The 18447-nt window shown below is 68.3% G+C and carries 17 protein-coding genes; 16 read left to right on the forward strand and 1 reads right to left on the reverse strand.

Annotated elements, in window-relative coordinates; translation table 11 throughout:
• Positions 1-25 precede the first annotated feature (25 nt).
• Positions 26-328, reverse strand: coding sequence for a hypothetical protein (locus tag ACTJKH_RS03410; protein ID WP_210097985.1), 303 nt, complete (start codon positions 326-328; stop codon positions 26-28).
• A gap of 112 nt (positions 329-440) precedes the next feature.
• Here ACTJKH_RS03410 and ACTJKH_RS03415 point away from each other — a divergent pair, with 112 nt between their 5' ends.
• The 16 genes from ACTJKH_RS03415 (at position 441) to ACTJKH_RS03490 (ending at position 18400) form a co-directional block, all read left to right on the forward strand.
• Complete coding sequence (locus ACTJKH_RS03415) at positions 441-1772, forward strand: replication-associated recombination protein A (protein ID WP_440735768.1); 1332 nt, start codon at positions 441-443, stop codon at positions 1770-1772.
• Between the two features lie 162 nt (positions 1773-1934).
• Entirely contained in the window at positions 1935-2564 is a 630-nt protein-coding gene (gene rpsD / locus ACTJKH_RS03420) for a 30S ribosomal protein S4 (RefSeq protein ID WP_210097983.1), read from the forward strand.
• Between the two features lie 105 nt (positions 2565-2669).
• Positions 2670-2858, forward strand: coding sequence for a hypothetical protein (locus ACTJKH_RS03425; protein WP_060926815.1), 189 nt, complete (start codon positions 2670-2672; stop codon positions 2856-2858).
• Between the two features lie 78 nt (positions 2859-2936).
• On the forward strand, positions 2937-5597 hold the full coding sequence (gene alaS / locus ACTJKH_RS03430; protein WP_440735769.1) for an alanine--tRNA ligase: 2661 nt from the start codon (positions 2937-2939) through the stop codon (positions 5595-5597).
• A complete protein-coding gene (gene ruvX, locus ACTJKH_RS03435) occupies positions 5594-6070 on the forward strand; it encodes a Holliday junction resolvase RuvX (RefSeq protein WP_210097981.1) in 477 nt (158 codons plus the stop codon). The genes alaS and ruvX overlap by 4 nt, the downstream gene beginning before the upstream one ends.
• Positions 6070-7641, forward strand: a complete 1572-nt coding sequence (mltG, locus tag ACTJKH_RS03440) for an endolytic transglycosylase MltG (RefSeq protein WP_440735770.1) — start codon at positions 6070-6072, stop codon at positions 7639-7641. The genes ruvX and mltG overlap by 1 nt, the downstream gene beginning before the upstream one ends.
• On the forward strand, positions 7638-8453 hold the full coding sequence (locus ACTJKH_RS03445; RefSeq protein ID WP_440735771.1) for a shikimate dehydrogenase: 816 nt from the start codon (positions 7638-7640) through the stop codon (positions 8451-8453). Before mltG ends, ACTJKH_RS03445 begins: the two co-directional genes overlap by 4 nt.
• Positions 8454-8506: 53 nt before the next feature.
• Positions 8507-9736: a chorismate synthase gene (gene aroC / locus ACTJKH_RS03450; protein ID WP_440735772.1), complete on the forward strand. Its 1230-nt coding sequence runs from the start codon at positions 8507-8509 to the stop codon at positions 9734-9736.
• Positions 9720-10238: a shikimate kinase gene (locus tag ACTJKH_RS03455; RefSeq protein WP_210097978.1), complete on the forward strand. Its 519-nt coding sequence runs from the start codon at positions 9720-9722 to the stop codon at positions 10236-10238. Before aroC ends, ACTJKH_RS03455 begins: the two co-directional genes overlap by 17 nt.
• Complete coding sequence (gene aroB, locus ACTJKH_RS03460) at positions 10235-11323, forward strand: 3-dehydroquinate synthase (RefSeq protein ID WP_210097977.1); 1089 nt, start codon at positions 10235-10237, stop codon at positions 11321-11323. Before ACTJKH_RS03455 ends, aroB begins: the two co-directional genes overlap by 4 nt.
• Positions 11323-11757: a type II 3-dehydroquinate dehydratase gene (gene aroQ, locus ACTJKH_RS03465; protein WP_440735773.1), complete on the forward strand. Its 435-nt coding sequence runs from the start codon at positions 11323-11325 to the stop codon at positions 11755-11757. Before aroB ends, aroQ begins: the two co-directional genes overlap by 1 nt.
• Before the next feature lie 73 nt (positions 11758-11830).
• Entirely contained in the window at positions 11831-12391 is a 561-nt protein-coding gene (gene efp / locus ACTJKH_RS03470) for an elongation factor P (RefSeq protein WP_259158982.1), read from the forward strand.
• Between the two features lie 3 nt (positions 12392-12394).
• Complete coding sequence (gene nusB / locus ACTJKH_RS03475) at positions 12395-12805, forward strand: transcription antitermination factor NusB (RefSeq protein ID WP_210097973.1); 411 nt, start codon at positions 12395-12397, stop codon at positions 12803-12805.
• A 56-nt stretch (positions 12806-12861) separates the two neighbouring features.
• Complete coding sequence (locus ACTJKH_RS03480; protein WP_440735774.1) at positions 12862-16161, forward strand: DEAD/DEAH box helicase; 3300 nt, start codon at positions 12862-12864, stop codon at positions 16159-16161.
• 75 nt (positions 16162-16236) lie between these two features.
• The gene (locus ACTJKH_RS03485; protein ID WP_440735775.1) at positions 16237-17814 is read left to right on the forward strand and encodes a Rieske 2Fe-2S domain-containing protein; all 1578 of its coding nucleotides are present in this window, start codon (positions 16237-16239) and stop codon (positions 17812-17814) included.
• 118 nt (positions 17815-17932) lie between these two features.
• Complete coding sequence (locus ACTJKH_RS03490; protein ID WP_440735776.1) at positions 17933-18400, forward strand: hypothetical protein; 468 nt, start codon at positions 17933-17935, stop codon at positions 18398-18400.
• Positions 18401-18447: the final 47 nt, after the last annotated feature.

Here is an 18447-nt window from a genome sequence, read left to right on the forward strand (position 1 = left end):
GGCGACGCGCAGGGTCAGCGCGTCGTCACTCCGCGGGCGCGTCGGTGGGGAGGTCGGTGGGCAGCGGAGTCGTGGACTCCGTCGGAGCGGGGGCGTCGGTCTGCTCGACGGTGGGCGTCGGTGCGGGCGCCGGCGGGTTCACCTGCGCGTACGCCACCTGACTCGCGACCGCGCCGGCGACGACCAGTGCGCCGACGATGACGGCGACCGCGTTGTCGCGTGTGCGACGGCGAACCTGTCCCTCGTGCCATGACGTACGGGCGGCGTGGAGTCGTGCACGCTCCGCCTCGGTGCGCTGCTGTGCGCTCTTGGACCCGCGTCCGGCCATTGCGTGCTCCCTTACTGGACGTGAATGTGCGACGTCGCCTGAGAGCTTATCGTCGCGAGCGCCGCGCACCGTTCTTGCCCGAAGTGTCCGCACCCCGCGTTAGCCTGGACGGATGACATCCGCAGCCGCACTGCTCTCCGGGCAGACGCCTCTCGCTGTGCGCATGCGCCCGGTCTCGCTCGACGAGGTGGCGGGCCAGAAGCACCTGCTGCGCGCGGGGTCTCCGATCGTGGCACTCGCCGATCCGGCGGCCAGCTCACCCGGCGCGGTGTCGATCATCCTCTGGGGCCCTCCGGGCACGGGGAAGACCACGCTCGCCCAGGCCATCGCGCGGTCGTCCGGACGACGATTCGTCGAGCTCTCCGCGATCACGGCGGGCGTGAAGGACGTGCGCGAAGTCATGCAGGAGGCGATCACGCAGCGCGACCTGTACGGGCAGACGACCATCCTGTTCCTCGACGAGATCCACCGGTTCACCAAGGCGCAGCAGGACGCGCTGCTGCCCGGGGTCGAGAACGGATGGGTGCTGCTGATCGCCGCGACCACCGAGAACCCCTCGTTCTCGGTGATCTCACCGCTGCTGTCCCGATCGCTGCTGCTCACGCTGCAGCCCCTGACCGACGATGACATCGGCGTCCTCGTCGATCGAGCCGTGACGGATGCTCGGGGTCTGAACGGAGCGGTCACGCTCGCCGATGACGCGCGGGCCGCGCTCATCCGGCTCGCCTCCGGCGACGCACGGCGGGCGCTCACGGGGCTCGAGGCCGCGGCCGCGGTGGCGCTGTCGAACGGTGAAGACGGTGCGGTTCCCGCCGCGACGGCGGATGATGTGGCGCAGGCGGTCGACAAAGCGCTGCTGAGGTACGACCGCCAGGGCGACGAGCACTATGACGTCATCAGCGCGTTCATCAAGTCCATCCGGGGCTCCGATCCGGATGCCGCGCTCCACTACCTCGCCCGGATGATCGAGGCCGGGGAAGACCCGCGGTTCATCGCCAGGCGTCTCGTCATCTCCGCGTCGGAGGACGTGGGACTCGCGGACCCGCAGGGCCTCGTGATCGCCGTCGCGGCCGCTGACGCCGTCGCGTTCATCGGCATGCCTGAAGGACGCATCCCGCTGGCGGAGGCGACGGTCTACCTCGCGACGACCGCGAAGTCGAACGCGGCATATTCGGGCATCGACGCCGCGATCGCCGACATCCGCTCCGGCGGGTTCGGCCGGGTCCCGCTGCATCTGCGCGACGCCCACTACCCGGGGGCGAAGCGCCTCGGTCACGGGCGCGGCTATGTCTACCCCCACGACAGCGAGTTCGGCATCCTTCCGCAGCAGTATCTGCCCGACGAACTGCAGGGCAGGCGCTACTACGAGCCCAAGAACCTCGGGGCCGAACGCGACATCTCCGCACGTCTCGAACGCATCCGTCGCATCCTCGACGGGCGTTGATCCCGGATCTGTTAGACTGGATCGGCTCGAAACCGAGTTTTCGGGCATCTCCTCGTTCACACCACACCTTGCTGGCGCCCCGGCGTGCGCTCCAAGGCAGAACGCGGACGATACGTCCGTGAGTCGTGAAAGACGCGACCACGTCATCGGAAGGAAAACTTCGTGACCACGAAGTCCCAGGACCGCCGCAAGGTTCGTCTGAGCCGTGCCCTCGGCATCCCGCTCACCCCGAAGGCCGCCCGCTACCTCGAGAAGCGTCCCTACGCTCCGGGTGAGCACGGCCGCACCAAGCGCAAGGCTGACAGCGACTACGCCGTCCGTCTGCGTGAGAAGCAGCGTCTGCGCGAGCAGTACGGCATCCGCGAGAAGCAGATGCGCAACACGTTCAACGAGGCGCGTCGTCAGGATGGCCTGACCGGTGAGAACCTGGTCGAGCTCCTCGAGATGCGTCTCGACGCTCTCGTCGTGCGTTCGGGCTTCGCCCGCACCACCGCGCAGGCTCGTCAGCTCGTCGTGCACCGCCACATCCTCGTCGACGGCCAGCTCGTCGACCGCCCGTCCTTCCGCGTGAAGCCGGGTCAGCTCATCCACGTCAAGGCCAAGAGCGAGGGCACCGAGCCCTTCCAGGTCGCAGCCGCCGGCGGTCACGCCGAGGTCCTGCCTCCCGTTCCCGGCTACCTCGAGGTCGAGCTCGACAAGCTCCAGGCTCGCCTGGTTCGTCGCCCGAAGCGCGTCGAGGTCCCCGTGACCTGTGAAGTGCAGCTCGTCGTCGAGTACTACGCAGCTCGCTGAGTTCAGCTTTTCCGCAGAAGGCGTCGGGGTCACCCGACGCCTTCTGTCGTTTCCGCATACGATGGAGGCACCGCGCCCTCGCGGGCCAAAGGCAAGGATGGCGACATGAAGAACGTGCTGTGGTTCCTGATCGGTGTGATCGGCGGCTTCGTCGCGGCGCATTTCATGAATAAGGACCCGCGCGGTCACGACATCCTCGCCGAGGTAGACGCTCGCTTCAACGAGTTCACCGGGATCATCGGTGACGCCTACCGCGAGCAGCAGGCGCGACTCACAGACCCCGCGGACGACTGAGCGCCGCGGCCGGTCGGCCGCCCGCGCTCCGCGTCCGCACTTCCACACACCCTGTACGCAAGGACACCTGGCACCCCTATGAAAACTGCGGACATCGCGCAGCGCTACCTCGATTTCTTCGAGAAGAACGACCACGTCATCGTCCCCTCGGCGTCGCTGGTCAGCGACGATCCGTCCCTGCTCTTCACGGTCGCCGGCATGGTGCCGATGATCCCGTACCTCACGGGCGTCGTTCCGGCTCCGCACCCGCGCATCGCCGACCTGCAGAAGTGCATCCGCACCAACGACATCGAAGAGGTCGGCAAGACCGCGCGGCACGGCACGTTCTTCCAGATGATGGGCAACTGGTCGTTCGGCGACTACTTCAAAGAGGGCGCCATCCGCTACGCATGGGAGCTGCTGACCAGCTCCGAGGCCGACGGTGGTCTGGGCTTCGACGAGAAGGACCTCTGGGTCACCGTCTACGAGACGGATGACGAAGCGGAGGCGATCTGGCGCGACATCATCGGGCTCAAGCCCGAGCGCATCCAGCGACTCGGCCGCGCAGACAACTACTGGAACACCGGTCAGCCCGGCCCCGGCGGCCCGGACTCCGAGATCTTCTTCGACCGCGGCCCCGCCTACGGCAAGGACGGCGGCCCCGCGGCCGACGACTCGCGGTTCCTGGAGATCTGGAACCTCGTCTTCATGCAGGACTTCATCGAGAACATCCGCGGCAAGACGGAGTTCGACATCGTGGGGGAGCTGCCCCAGAAGAACATCGACACCGGCATGGGTCTCGAGCGCGTCGCGTTCCTCAAGCAGGGCGTCGAGAACATGTACGAGACCGATCAGGTGCGTCCGGTCCTTGACCGCGCCGTCGAGCTCTCGGGCCGCCGCTACGGCGCGACGCACGAGGATGACGTCCGGTTCCGCGTGATCGCGGACCACGTCCGGTCCTCGTTGATGCTGCTGTCCGACGGCGTGCGCCCGTCGAACGAGGGGCGCGGCTACATCCTCCGACGCCTCATGCGTCGCACTGTGCGTTCGATGCGTCTGCTCGGCGTCGACGAGCCGGTCTTCCCCGAACTCTTCGCCACTTCCCGCGACGCCATGAAGTCGGCGTACCCCGTGCTCGAGAAGGACTGGTCGACGCTGTCGGCTGCCGCCTTCGCCGAGGAGGAGACGTTCCGGCGCACCCTCGCGTCGGGCTCGACGATCCTCGACCTCGCTCTCGACGAGACGAAGAAGAAGGGCGACGGATCGCTGAGCGGTCGCGAGGCGTTCCTGCTGCACGACACCTACGGATTCCCGATCGACCTCACGCTCGAGGTCGCCGAGGAAGCGGGCCTCAACGTCGATCGCGCCGCCTTCGACTCGTTGATGCAGGAGCAGCGCACCCGCGCGAAGGCGGATGCGCGCAATCGCAAGCGCCAGCTCGCGGACGTCTCCGTCTACCGCGATCTGCGCGCGAAGGGCGAGACCGGCTTCGACGGCTACAGCGAGCTCGAGGTGGACTCGCGCATCCTCGGCATCCTGGTCGACGGCCAGGTCGTGACGAGTGCGGCCGAGGGGCAGATCGCCGAGGTCGTGCTCGCCGAGACGACGCTGTACGCCGAGTCGGGTGGCCAGGTCGCCGACAAGGGAGTGATCGTCGGTGCGGGCTTCGAGCTCGACGTGCTCGACGTGCAGCGACCGGTTCCCGGCCTCATCAGTCACACGGTCGAGGTGACGCGCGGATCCGTGGCGGTCGACGACGCGGCGACCACGGTCGTCGACGCCGCCAACCGCCGCGCCGCTCGTCAGGCGCACTCGGCGACGCACCTCGTGCACGCGGCGCTCCGCGACACGCTCGGCCCCACGGCCACCCAGGCCGGTTCGCTGAACCGCGCAGGCTACATGCGATTCGACTTCTCGTGGTCTCAGGCGCTGTCTGTGCAGACGCGCACCGAGATCGAGGAGATCACCAACCGTGCCGTCAACGACGCACTCGAGGTCACGACCCGCATCCTGACGCTCGACGAGGCGAAAGAGGCCGGCGCGATGGCCCTCTTCGGCGAGAAGTACGGTGACGTGGTGCGCATGGTCGACATCGGCGGTCCCTGGTCGCGCGAGCTCTGCGCGGGGACCCACGTCAGCACCAGTGCGGAGATCGGTCTCGTCAGCGTCGTGGGCGAGTCGTCGGTCGGCGCATCGAACCGTCGCATCGAAGCGTTGGTCGGCCAGGACGCATTCCGCGAACTCGCCGCAGAGCGCGCACTCGTCTCCCAGCTGACGACCTCGCTCAAGACCCCGCGAGACCAGCTCGCCGAGCGCATCGCCGACCTCTCCGCCAGCCTGAAGGCGGCGGAGAAGCGCATCGCCCAGTTCGAGTCCAAGGAGCGGGCGGGTCAGGTCCCGGCCATCGCCGACGCCGCGGGTCGAGTGGGAGCGTTCCTCGTCGCGGCCCAGTCGCTCGGCGAGGTCGCGTCGGCCGACGACGTGCGCGAACTGGTGCTGGGCGTTCGTGAACGCCTGGGATCCGACGCCGCGGTGGTCGCCCTCGGTGCAGTCGTCAACGGTCGTCCCGTCGTCGTCGTCGCCACGAACGACGCCGCACGCGCCGCGGGTGCGAAGGCCGGTGCGCTCGCGAAGCGCGCCGCGGCGGTTCTCGGCGGCGGAGGCGGCGGTCGTGATGACGTCGCTCAGGGCGGCGGGACGGATGCTTCGGCACTCGCCTCGGCGCTCGAGGCCGTCTCGCAGGAGCTGCAGTCAGCGTGAGCGGCTTTCGCCGCGGCGTGCGGCTCGGTGTCGATGTCGGACGCGCTCGTGTCGGGGTCGCTCGCTGCGACCCCGACGGCATGCTCGCCGTCCCTGTCGAGACGGTGCAGCGCAACGAGTCGTCGATCGATCGCATCGCCACCATCGCCCTCGACTTCGATGTGCTCGAGTTCGTCGTCGGTCTGCCCGTCAACATGCAGGGCGCGGATACGCCCTCCACGACGGATGCGCGCGAATTCGCGGCCGCACTGCAGGTGCGCACCGGCACGCCCGTACGGCTCGTCGATGAGCGTCTGAGCACGGTCACCGCACACGCCGCCCTGCGTTCTTCGGGCAGATCCCAGAAGAACTCTCGTAGCATTGTGGATCAGATCGCCGCAGTGGTCCTGCTGCAACAGGCGATCGACACGGAGAAGAGCACCGGAAACCCGCCTGGTGCCACTGTTCCGCTCGACGAGGAGTCCCCCCGATAATGCCCGAACGTGAGAACGCGTCACCTCAGCATGATCCGGACGCCCGTCTGGGCGATCTGTTCGAGAACCTCCCCGAACCGTCGCAGCAGCTTCCGACGGTCGACAACACTCCGCCTCCGCCCGGATCGCGCAGAGCGGCCCGCGAGGCTGCGAGGTCGACGGGCGCCCGTGCGTCCACTCCTCCTGCCGCAGACGCACCTGCAGAGCAGGATCTCGCCACCAGGGCGCTCCCGACGACGTCCGCACCTGATGCTTCAACCGGTGCGCGCGTGCAGGACTCCGACACGCGGTCTGCCGGTGAGGAGCCGCTGCTGAACGCCTCCGATCCGGACCGCGCCGCCGACGAGGGAGACGCGCAGACCGCGCCCGAGCTCGTCGATGCCGAGGTCGCCGCCGCATCATCGACCACGGCCTCGTCCGGAGGCGGCGGTCGCCTGGAGGATCTCTTCCACGCGCACCCCGATGAGGATTCCGACGGGCGCGCGCCGAAGAAGAAGCGACGCACCGGCTGCCTCGTCGCCCTGATCATCGTGCTCGCGGTGATCGGCGGACTGGTGGCGGGCGGCGTGTGGGCGTTCAACACGTACGGCGACAAGATCAGCGACGCACTCGGCTGGGGCGAACCCGCCGACTGGGAACCCGGTCTCGCCGAGGGCGAGGTGCTCGTGACCATCCAGGACGGCGACACCGGGTCTCCCGTGTCGACCGCACTGTACGAGGCGGGCGTGACGCGCACCGATGAGGTCTTCTACGACTACCTGGTGAAGGAGGGCATCTCGGTCACGTTCTATCCCGGGATCTACCGCCTCCAGGAGAAGATGACGGCCGAGGCCGCACTCGAGGCGATCCAGAATCCTGCGAACAAGCTCGAGAACTCGGCGAGCGTCGGCGAAGGCGCGACGATCGAGTCATCGCTTCCGGGCATGGCCGAGTCTCTGGGGATGCCGCTCGAGGACCTCCAGGCCGCGGTCGACGCCGACCCCGCGACCTACGGCGTGGACGCGCAGAGTCTCGAAGGGTGGCTCTTCCCCGCCGTGTACACGTTCGATCCCGGTGTGACGGCCACTCAGGTCATCCAGCGCATGGTGGATCGCACGCAGGAGTCGCTCGATGCGGCGGGCGTGCCCGCCGAAGACGCTCAGCGCGTGCTGACGATCGCGTCCATCATCCAGCGCGAGGGACTCACGGCCGACTTCCCGAAGGTGTCGCGCGTGATTCAGAACCGCCTCGACATCGACATGAAGCTCCAGATGGATTCGACGGCCCAGTACGGGTACGGCTCCCTGCACGAGGGCGTCGTCTCGAGCTCCGCCGAGGCCCTCGAAGACGACAACCCCTGGAACACCTACGTGCACACGGGGCTTCCGGTCACGCCGATCGCGAGCCCGAGCGACGCCGCGATCGACGCCGCGATGCACCCGGTGGACGGACCATGGCTCTACTTCGTGACGGTGAACCTCGCGACAGGTGAGACGCAGTTCTCGGTGACGTACGAGGAGCATCTCCAGGGCGTGGAGAAGTGGGAGAAGTGGTGCCAGGAGAACCCCGACGGAGGATGCTCGGCCGGATGATGCCTCGGCAGCTCGCGGTGTGGGGTGACCCGATCGCACACTCGAAGTCGCCCCGGCTGCACGCGGCCGCGTACGGCGTTCTCGGTCTCGACTGGGACTATTCACGCAGGCAGGTCGGAGAGGCCGGCTTCGTGGAGGCGCTGGCAGGGCTGGACCGGTCGTGGATCGGCCTGTCGCTCACGATGCCGCTGAAGGAGCAGGCCCACCGGGCGGCAGAGATTCGCGACCGATACGCAGACCTGACGGGAGCGGTCAACACGTTGCTCCTGAGCGACCGCATCTACGGCTTCAACACCGATGTCGGCGGCATCGTCGATGCCCTCGCGGAGCACGGTCTCGACGGTCTCGGTCGGGTGCGCATCGTCGGCGCGGGCGCGACGGCCTCATCCGCTCTCGTGGCAGCGGCCGAGTCCGGCGCCGACGCGGTCGAGGTGCGTGCGCGTCGCCCGGAGCGTGCGAAAGGGCTCGTCGACCTGGGGGAGCGGCTGGGCGTCGCCGTCACCGCCGCCTCGTTCGACGGTGCTTTCGACAGCGTCGACCTGACCATCGCGACGCTTCCGAGCGGGACGGCGCTGGAGGAGTCGGTCGCGGCCGGATTGGGCGATGCCGGCGGGGCCCTGTTCGATGTCGCCTACGCCCCCTGGCCGTCCGCGCTGGCGTCGCACTGGTCCGATGGCCGCCCGTCGATCTCGGGACAGGGGATGCTGCTGCATCAGGCCGTCCGTCAGATCCGGGTCTTCCTCCACGGCGATCAGACCGTCGCGCTGCCGTCGGAGGCCGACGTGATCCGCGCGATGCGAGCGGTTCTGTAACCACGGACGACACGCGGCACGAATCGGGTCGAAACGCGTGGGAGACTAGAGCAATGCTCCGCGTGCTCACGGCCGGCGAATCGCACGGCCCAGAACTCATTGCCGTCATGGAGGGTCTGCCCTCGGGCGTGCCCGTGTCTTCCGAGGCGATCCAGGCCGATCTGGCACGCCGCAAGCTGGGCTACGGTCGCGGCTCGCGGATGAAGTTCGAGCAGGACGAGCTGACCATCTCAGGCGGCGTCCGCCACGGCAAGACCCTCGGCAGCCCGATCGCCCTGCGCATCGGCAACACCGAGTGGCCGAAGTGGATCGAGGTCATGAACCCCGAGCCCGTCGAGCTCACCGACAAGTCACGCGGTCGCAGCGCTCCGCTGACCCGTCCGCGCCCCGGTCATGCCGATCTCGTCGGGATGCAGAAGTACGACTTCGATGAGGCTCGGCCGATCCTCGAGCGCGCGAGCGCGCGCGAGACCGCGGCCCGTGTCGCACTCGGCGCGATCGCCCGGTCGTTCCTGGGCGAGCTGGGCATCCGCCTCGTCAGCCACACCCTCGCGATCGGGCCTGTGCAGGTGCCGGCCGGCTCTGCGCTGCCGACTCCCGATGACGTCGAGGCGCTCGACGCCGATCCACTGCGCTGCTTCGATCCGGCCACGTCCGCCCTCATGGTGGCCGAGGTCGACGATGCCAAGAAGGACGGCGACACCCTCGGCGGCATCGTCGAGGTCCTCGCCTACGGCCTGCCGCCTGGGCTGGGATCCCACGTGCACTGGGACCGCCGACTCGACGCGCGTCTCGCGCAGGCGCTCATGAGCATCCAGGCCATCAAGGGCGTCGAGGTCGGCGACGGCTTCGAGACGACCCGTCGGCGTGGGTCCGCAGCGCACGATGAGCTGTTCGCCACGGCGGACGGCATCTCCCGAGGCTCGGACCGCGCGGGCGGCACCGAGGGCGGGATGTCGACCGGTACCGTGCTGCGCGTGCGCGCGGGGATGAAGCCCATCGCGACCGTGCCGCATGCTCTCCGCACGATCGACATCGCCTCGGGCGAGGACGCCACCGCGCACCACCAGCGCTCGGACGTGTGCGCGGTGCCCGCCGCGGGCGTCGTCGCCGAGGCGATGGTCGCGGTCGAGCTCGCCAACGCCGTGCTCGAGAAGTTCGGTGGAGACAGCATCCGCGAGACGCGCCGCAACCTCGAGGGCTACCTCGACGGGATCCCCGCCGAACTGCGCACGACACCTGCGTCCGAGGCGGCGCTCATCGCGCATGACGAGCGAGGCTGAGCAGCTGACGCTGGTTCTCGTCGGTCCGATGGCGGCCGGCAAGACCAGTGTCGGGCGCCGTGTCGCGAAGAAGCTCGGTGTGCCCTTCGTCGACACCGACAAGCGCGTCGTCGCGGCGCACGGGCCCATTCCAGCGATCTTCGCCGACCACGGGGAGGCGCATTTCCGCTCGCTCGAGCGCGCCGAGGTGGCCGCCGCTCTGAGCACGGGTGGAGTGGTCTCGCTCGGAGGCGGAGCCGTGACCGATCCGGGAACACGGGCGCTGCTGCTCGAGCATCCCGTGGTCTTCCTGACCGTGTCGCCGGAGGTGGTCGTGCATCGCATCAACGCCGGCGGCCGACCGCTGCTCGCGGGAGACGACCCGGTCGGGCGATGGACGCAGATCTTCGAAGAACGTCGAGGCTGGTACGACGAGGTGGCATCCGTGACGTTCGACACGTCTCGGCGCCCCATGCAGCGTATCGCCGACGACATCGTGGCCTGGAGGAGAGAACTGGCATGAGCACCACCACCATCAGCGTGACGGGGGAGACCCCGTACGACATCACCATCGGACGAGGGATCCTCGATCAGGTCTCCGCGGCTCTGGACCCCGGGGTGCGCAAGATCCTCGTCGTGCACCCTCCGACGCTCGCGGCCCGCGCCGCCGAGCTGCGCGATCGGCTTCTGGCCGACGTCGAGAACGGACCCCGCGAGGTGCTGCTGGCCGAGGTGCCGGATGCCGAGCAGGGCAAGCGCATCGAGGTCGCGGCGTTCTGCTGGCAGGTCATGGGCCAGGCCGACTTCACCCGCACGGATGCCGTCGTCGGCTACGGCGGCGGCGCGGTCACGGATCTCGCGGGCTTCGTGGCGGCGACCTGGCTGCGCGGAGTGCAGGTCGTCCAGGTGCCGACGACGGTGCTCGGACTCGTCGACGCCTCGGTCGGCGGGAAGACGGGGATCAACACCGCCGAGGGGAAGAACCTCGTCGGCGCCTTCTGGGCTCCGCGCGCTGTGATCGGCGACCTCGACGAGCTCGCGAGCCTCAGCCCGAACGAGGCGACCGCAGGGTTCGCCGAGGTCGCGAAGGCCGGTTTCATCTGGGCACCCGAGATCCTCGACATCATCGAGGCCGATCCGGCGCGCGCCGTCGACACGACGACCCCCGAGTTCCGTCGTGCAGTCGAACTCGCGATCGACATGAAGGCGAAGGTCGTCTCCGACGACTTCCGGGAGGCGGGGCAGCGCGAGATCCTCAACTACGGTCACACGCTCGGCCATGCGATCGAGCATGCGGAGCGCTACCGGTGGCGCCACGGCGCGGCGATCTCGATCGGGATGCTCTACGCGGCGGAGCTGTCACGGCTCGCCGGACGCCTCTCGGACGACGCCGCGGAGCGCCACCGCACGATCCTCGAATCGCTGGGCCTTCCGACCGGGTACCGCGCGGGTGCCTGGCCGCAGCTGCTGGCGACGATGCAGCGTGACAAGAAGAGCCGAGGCGGGATGCTGCGCTTCATCCTGCTCGACGACATCGCGAAGCCCACGGTGCTGCAGGCACCCGACGAGTCGCTGCTGTTCGCCGCGTACCAGGAGATCGGCGACTGATGCGCCGCCTCCTGCTCGTCAACGGTCCGAACCTCAACCTGCTCGGCAGCCGCGAGCCCGAGGTCTACGGCACGGCCACCCTCGCCGATGTCGAGCGGCTCACCGCAGAGGCCGCCGCCGCCGAGGGCTTCGAGGTCCGCGCGATCCAGAGCAACCACGAGGGCGTCCTGATCGATGCGATCCACGCCGCGCGGGAGGACTGTGCAGGCGTCGTGATCAACCCGGGCGGGCTGACGCACACGTCCGTCGCCCTGCGCGACGCGCTCACCGGCGTCTCGCTGCCCTTCGCCGAGGTCCACATCTCGAACGTCTACGCGCGCGAGGAATTCCGTCACCACTCCTACCTGCACGATGTCGCTGCGGTCAGGGTGATCGGCGAGGGCGTGGAGGGGTATGCGAGCGCTGTGCGGCAGCTCGCAGCGCTCATCCCGTAGAATCGACTGTCGGCCCACCCAGTCCACCGGGACGCGAGCGGCCCCCAGACTCTAGAAACGGAAAGTCCAGCGCATGGCATCTACCGCAGACATCAAGAACGGCGTCGTCCTCAACATCGAGCGCCAGCTCTGGAGCGTCGTCGAGTTCCAGCACGTCAAGCCCGGCAAGGGCGGCGCGTTCGTCCGCACCAAGCTCAAGAACGTGATGAGCGGCAAGGTCGTCGACAAGACGTTCAACGCCGGCGCGAAGATCGAGATCGAGAACGTCGACCGCCGCGATTACACCTACCTCTACACCGACGGCGACGCCTACGTGTTCATGGACCAGACCGACTACGACCAGATCACCGTGAGCGCGGCGACCGTCGGCGACGCGAAGAACTTCCTGCTCGAGAACCAGCAGGTCACGATCGCGCTCAACAACGGCAACCCGCTTTACATCGACCTGCCGGCTTCCGTGATCCTCGAGATCACGTACACCGAGCCCGGCCTGCAGGGTGACCGTTCTTCGGCGGGCACGAAGCCCGCCACGCTCGAGACCGGCTACGAGATCCAGGTCCCGCTGTTCGTCGAGACCAACACCAAGGTCAAGGTCGACACGCGCACGGGCGACTACCTCGGCCGCGAGAAGTAAGGCGTGAGCGCCCGTACGAAGGCGCGCAAGCGCGCACTCGACATCCTGTTCTCGGCCGACGTCCGTGGCGACGAGGTCTCGGTGACGCTGGCCGCAGAAGCCAAGCGCGCAGCGAGCGAGCCCGCACGTGAGGCCTCGTGGTTGTACGCCCGCGAGGTCGTCGACGGCATCATCGATCACCGCGACGAGATCGACGAGCAGATCACCACGCACAGCCGCGACTGGAAGCTCGAGCGGATGCCGGCCGTCGATCGAGCGCTGCTGCGCATCGGCGTGTGGGAGATCCTCTTCAACGACCAGGTGCCGACGGCCGTCGCCATCGATGAGGCGGTCGAGCTCGCCAAGGAGTTCTCGACCGACGACTCCGGTGCGTTCGTGCACGGCGTGCTCGCACGCGTCTCTCGCGCGGCCTGAGCGAGGCCACAGACCGCGGCGACCTCGATGTCCGGGGCCGCGGGAAGGATAGGACCATGCCCGCGCCGCACGTCGACCTCCGCGACCTCATGCAGATCACGGACGCGGGCGGATATCAGCGCGGTCTCGCCTACTTCCGCGCCGGGAACGTGCTCGATGTGGTCTGGCACGAGGATCTCCTCGAGCTCGAAGGGCACGTCAGCGGCAGCGGCGACGCGCAGTACCAGACCGAGGTCGGCTTCGTGTCGTCGAACGGCACTCGTCGGGTCCGCACGACCCGCTGCTCATGCCCGGTGCGCAGCGGATGCAAGCACGTCGTCGCGACGCTGCTCGCCTCCAACGTGCACGAGTACACCGAGCAGGCCGCCGCGCTGAAGCGGCCCGCGGAGGCGGCTCCTCCGGCGACGCCTCGCGCGCCGGAGTCGGCTCCCTCCTGGCGCAGCCTGCTCGACCCGGCGGTCTCGCGGCACCCGCAGCCGCTGGCGCTCGGAGTCGAGCTGCGTCACCGGGAATCCCGGTCGGAGAACCACTGGGGTCCACGTCCGGTGCGCGCGGCGACCGCGCGTGATCTCGCCCGGCCGGGCGGCGAGCTGCTGCTCGCGATCCGTCCTCTCATGCGCAGCGCCCAGACGGGGTCGTGGATCCAGGGCGGTGCGGGCTGGGATGCCGTGCGTCGGGATGCGACCCAGTTCGGGCGTATGCAGAACCGCTGGTTCGGCGATCTGCTGAGCATCTCCCGCGATTCACTGCTCTCCGGCAACGCGGGCGACTGGCTGGTGCTCGATCAGGTCGAGTCGCCCCTGCTGTGGGGTCAGCTCCGCACGGGAGTGGAGCTCGGCATACCTCTCGTCGCGAGTCAGAAGAACGCGTCCGTGCGACTCGCCACATCGGCCGAGGTGTCGGCGCGCATCGCGCGGGTCGAGGACGGTTCGCTGTCCGTCGCCGCCGAAGTCCAGATCGAGGATGCCGCCGTGCCCGCATCAGCGGCGCATCCGATCGGTCGCACCGGCCTGTATTCGGCAGCTCTGATCGGGTCGCGGATCGAGATCGTGCTCGCAGAGGCACCCCTGAGCGAGCAGATCCGCGCGCTGCTGGCCGCCCCCGAGGCCATCGTGGTCCCGGCATCCGATGAGCAGGCGTTCATCTCCGACGCCTACCCGCTGCTCGCGCGGCGGAGTGTGGTCCGCGCGGTCGGTGCCGTCTCGCTGCCTGAGGTGCCCGACCCGAAGCCCGTTCTGACGATCACGTACGAACGCGGAGATGTGGTGAGCTACTCGTTCGAGTGGTCATACGGCCGATTCGGACGCGTGCCGTTCGCCTGGAACGACGCCGCGGTGCGCGACGCCTCAGCAGAGGCGACGACCCGGGCGCGGATCGAGGAGGCCTGGCAGGAGTTCCGGGCGACGAACTTCCGGCCGGGTGGTTCGTTCCACGACATCGATGCCGCGGCGTTCGTCGCCGAGGGCGTCCCCGCCCTCGAGGCGGTGGGCGTGACCGTCGAGTCTGTCGGCGCACCCAAGGAGTACCGCGAGCTGACCGGCGTCCCCGAGGTGAAGGTCACGACCGTCGAGACGACCGACTCGGACTGGTTCGACCTCGGCATCCTCGTGACGATCGACGGCCGAAGGATCCCGTTCGGTCCGCTGTTCACCGCGCTGAGCAAGGGACGCAAGAAGCTCCTGCTCTCCGACGGCGGGTACTTCTCGCTCAACCACCCGGCTCTGGACCGCCTTCGCGATCTGATCGAAGAGGCGGGTGAGCTGCAGGAATGGGAGACCGGCCCCCGGATCAGCCGCTACCAGACCGACCTCTGGGAGGAGTTCGAAGACCTCGCCGACGAGGCGGAGCCCGCGGTCAACTGGCGAGCCACGGCCGAGGGGCTCCGTCAGGCCACCGGCGTTCCCGAGACCCCCGTGCCCGCGGGAGTGCAGGCCGAGCTTCGGCCGTATCAGAAGACCGGGTTCGACTGGCTCGCCTTCCTGTGGCGCCACAGAATGGGCGGCATCCTCGCCGACGACATGGGTCTCGGCAAGACGCTGCAGCTGCTGACCTTCCTCCAGCATGCGAAGGATGAGGGCGAGAGCCGGCCGTTCCTGGTGCTCGCTCCCACGTCGGTGCTGAGCACGTGGCGGTCGGAGGCGGCGAGGTTCACTCCGGGACTGCGGGTGTCGATCGTCGACAGCACCAGCGGCAGGCGCGCGGACGCGCTGCGCACCGCTGCGGAGTCGGCCGACCTGGTGGTGAGCTCCTACACGGTCGCCCGACTCGACGAAGAGGAGTTCCGCACGGTCGAGTGGGCCGGACTGATCCTCGACGAGGCCCAGTTCGTCAAGAACCCGAAGACGCGACTGCACCGGGCCATCGCGACGTTCCGATCCGATGTGACGTACGCGGTGACCGGAACGCCGATGGAGAACAGCCTGTCGGAGCTCTGGTCGCTCCTGTCCCTGGCGGCTCCCGGCCTGTTCCCGTCGGCGCGCAAGTTCCGCGACCGATACATCCAGCCCATCGAGAAGGGCAAGGTCCCCGAGAACGAGGAGGGCGGCGAGTACCGCGCCCGGCGTCTGGCCCAGCTCCGTCGCCGCGTTCGGCCCCTGATGCTGCGACGCACGAAGGAGCTCGTCGCCTCCGACCTGCCGGCGAAGCAGGAGCAGCTGCTCGAGGTCGAGCTGAGCCCCGAGCACCGAGCCCTCTACGACGTGGTACTGCAGCGCGAACGTCAGAAGGTGCTGGGTCTGCTCGACGATCTCGACCGCAATCGGTTCATCGTCTTCCGCTCGCTCACTCTGCTGCGGATGCTGAGCCTCGCGCCCGGCCTGGTCGACGAGGCCGACGCGGAGATCGGGTCCAGCAAGCTCGACACCCTGCTCGAGAGGGTGATCGAGTTGCAGGCCGAGGGGCACCGTGCCCTCGTCTTCAGCCAGTTCACGTCGTTCCTCGACCTCGCCGCTTCCCGCCTCGAAGCGGCCGGCATCCCGTACGCCCATCTCGACGGCTCGACGAGACACCGCGAGCAGGTCATCGACGCGTTCAAGGCGGGGGAGCAGCCGGTCTTCCTGATCAGCCTGAAGGCGGGAGGCTTCGGTCTGACTCTCACAGAGGCCGACTACGTCTTCCTGCTCGATCCGTGGTGGAACCCCGCGGCGGAGGAGCAGGCGATCGACCGCACCCACCGCATCGGGCAGACGAGTCAGGTGTTCGTCTACCGGATGATCTCGACCGGGACGATCGAGGAGAAGGTCCTGCAGCTGCAGCAGCGCAAAGCCCGCCTCTTCACGGCCGTCATGGACGACGACGAGCTGTTCGCGCAGTCGATCACGGCCGACGACATCAAGGGGCTCTTCGAGGAGAGCTGATTACTTCCGGCCGGGTCATCGGGTTCGCTCAGGGGCCCATCGGTAGAATCGAACGGTTCACTTCAGGAGGAATGCATGCGGATCACGGGACTCGGCCACGCCGGGATGTTCATCGAGACGGTCGGCGGGAACATCATCTGCGACCCCGTCCTCGGACCCTCCTTCTTCGGCTCCTGGTTCCCGTTCCCCGACAACCGAGGGCTCGACTGGGAGCGATTCGGTCGTGAGGCCGACTTCCTCTACATCTCGCACCGTCACCGTGACCACTTCGACCCGAAGCTGCTCGAGCGGTACATCCGCAAGGACATCGAGGTGCTGCTGCCCGAGTACCCGATCGACGACCTCGAGCAGGACATCCGGGCGCTCGGCTACACGAACATCACCTACGCACCCGCAGGGGAGATCATCGAACGCGGCGATCTGAAGATCATGATCACGCCGCTCCGCGCCCCGAGCGACGGCCCGATCGGCGACTCGTCGCTGAGCGTCGACGACGGCACCGCGTCGATCCTCAACCAGAACGACTCGCATCCTCTCGATCTCGACACCCTGCTGCACTTCGGCAAGCCCGACGCGTACTTCACGCAGGTCTCCGGGGCCATCTGGTGGCCCATGGTCTACGACCTGCCCATGGACGCGAAGCAGAACTTCGCGAAGCTCAAGCGCGATGCTCAGAACAAGCGGGCGATGTACTACATCGACAAGGTGGACGCCCCGCACGTCTTCCCGATGGCAGGACCGCCCATGTTCCTGCGCGACGACCTCTTCGACTTCAACGGGATCGGCCGCAACGGCGAGTCGATCTTCACCGACCAGAAGCAGTTCCTCGCGCACATGAAGGAGCAGTCGCCGCAGTACGACGGCCACCTGTTCGTCCCCGGCACGGTCGTCACGGTCGACGGGGGAGACGTCGCCACCGAGCAGTCGCTCTACACCGAGGCGGAGCTCGCCCACATCTTCGACGAGAAGTGGGACTACCTCGAGGAGCAGCGCTCGACGCGTCAGCAGGAGATCCGCGACGAAGAGGCTTCCCGCGCGGAGGTCCTTCCGGCGGCGGAGATCCTCGAGGCGCTCAAGGGTTGGTGGGAGCCGCTGCTGAAGAAGTCGCGCACCATCCGCCTCGGTGTCGGCGGGTGCGTCCGGTTCAAGATCGGCGACCTCGACATGGTCGTCGACTTCCCCCGCGCCAAGGTGCGCGAGTACGCCGGCGAGGAGTGCATCTACTGGTACACGATCCCCGCCGACCTCGTCTCGACGAACATCCGCGACCACGAGATCGACTGGTCGAACTCGATCTTCCTGTCGATGCAGTTCCAGGTCGGTCGCAGCGGCAAGTTCAACGAGTTCCTCACGACGTTCCTCAAGTGCCTCTCGGTCGACCGGATCGAGTACGTCGAGAACTGGTACCAGGAGCAGACCGACCAGACCGAGGACGCCGAAGTCGGCGACTGGGTCGTTCAGCGACGCTGCCCGCATCTGCGCGCCGACCTCACCAAGACCGGGAAGGTCGACGAAGACGGCATCCTGACGTGCAGCATGCACGACTGGAAGTGGGACCTCAAGACCGGACGATGCCTGTCGACCAGCGGTCACCCCATCCGCTCGACCAAGATCGACGACGTCACCGACGCGGTGCTCAGCGAGGCCAGCTGACGTGCGCGGCGCCTCGCATCCGCAGGGCTCGGGCCGGGATGCTCGGACCTCGCGTCTGCAGTTCGCCGGACCGTTCCGGGGCGCCAGGTGGGTCGTGCGATCCGACGCTCCCAGACTGGTGCGCATCGCCACGGAGTTCCTGCAGGAGCAGGGATTCGAGCCGCGCGAGGACGATTTCGAGTCGACGCTTCGCGCCCAGGGATCGGACTGGACGTCGACCACGCTCGAGATCGGCGATGAGAAGCGCTCTCGTCGTGGATTCTGGCGGGGGATCCTGACCGACGACCTTCCTTTCCCGCTTCCGCGTGCGCTGCAGCATTCGATCCCACCCACGCTCGTGGTGGTGGCAGCTCGTCACGTCGCGTCAAGGGTCGCCGAACTGGTCGTCTTCCCCCACATCTCCCTCCGGGGAGACGCGGAGTACGCATGGGCGGCAGGCCCGCGGCTCCGCGTGGCGCTCGAGGGCATCACCGCGGCTGCCGGCGCCGAAGGCGCCATGGTCTCGCACGAGTTCCTGCGTGGGGTGCCGAATGACGGCGCTCCGTTCTCGCAGGCGGTCGTCCGTGACGTTCTCGGCTGGCGATGACCACGCGCTAGACTGGACGAATCAAGCAACCTTTAACACCGTCCTGT

This window comes from Microbacterium sp. 22215 (assembly GCF_052045655.1).
GTDB classification, from domain to species: domain Bacteria; phylum Actinomycetota; class Actinomycetes; order Actinomycetales; family Microbacteriaceae; genus Microbacterium; species Microbacterium phyllosphaerae.

Coding starts and splice junctions, on each gene's coding strand:
- ACTJKH_RS03415 (WP_440735768.1), top strand. CDS start 441: ATGACATCCGCAGCCGCACTGCTCTCCGGGCAGACGCCTCTCGCTGTG.
- efp (WP_259158982.1), top strand. CDS start 11,831: ATGGCATCTACCGCAGACATCAAGAACGGCGTCGTCCTCAACATCGAG.
- ACTJKH_RS03485 (WP_440735775.1), top strand. CDS start 16,237: ATGCGGATCACGGGACTCGGCCACGCCGGGATGTTCATCGAGACGGTC.
- ACTJKH_RS03480 (WP_440735774.1), top strand. CDS start 12,862: ATGCCCGCGCCGCACGTCGACCTCCGCGACCTCATGCAGATCACGGAC.
- ACTJKH_RS03425 (WP_060926815.1), top strand. CDS start 2,670: ATGAAGAACGTGCTGTGGTTCCTGATCGGTGTGATCGGCGGCTTCGTC.
- ACTJKH_RS03410 (WP_210097985.1), bottom strand. CDS start 328: ATGGCCGGACGCGGGTCCAAGAGCGCACAGCAGCGCACCGAGGCGGAG.
- aroQ (WP_440735773.1), top strand. CDS start 11,323: ATGCGCCGCCTCCTGCTCGTCAACGGTCCGAACCTCAACCTGCTCGGC.
- ACTJKH_RS03455 (WP_210097978.1), top strand. CDS start 9,720: ATGACGAGCGAGGCTGAGCAGCTGACGCTGGTTCTCGTCGGTCCGATG.
- aroC (WP_440735772.1), top strand. CDS start 8,507: ATGCTCCGCGTGCTCACGGCCGGCGAATCGCACGGCCCAGAACTCATT.
- aroB (WP_210097977.1), top strand. CDS start 10,235: ATGAGCACCACCACCATCAGCGTGACGGGGGAGACCCCGTACGACATC.
- alaS (WP_440735769.1), top strand. CDS start 2,937: ATGAAAACTGCGGACATCGCGCAGCGCTACCTCGATTTCTTCGAGAAG.
- ACTJKH_RS03445 (WP_440735771.1), top strand. CDS start 7,638: ATGATGCCTCGGCAGCTCGCGGTGTGGGGTGACCCGATCGCACACTCG.
- mltG (WP_440735770.1), top strand. CDS start 6,070: ATGCCCGAACGTGAGAACGCGTCACCTCAGCATGATCCGGACGCCCGT.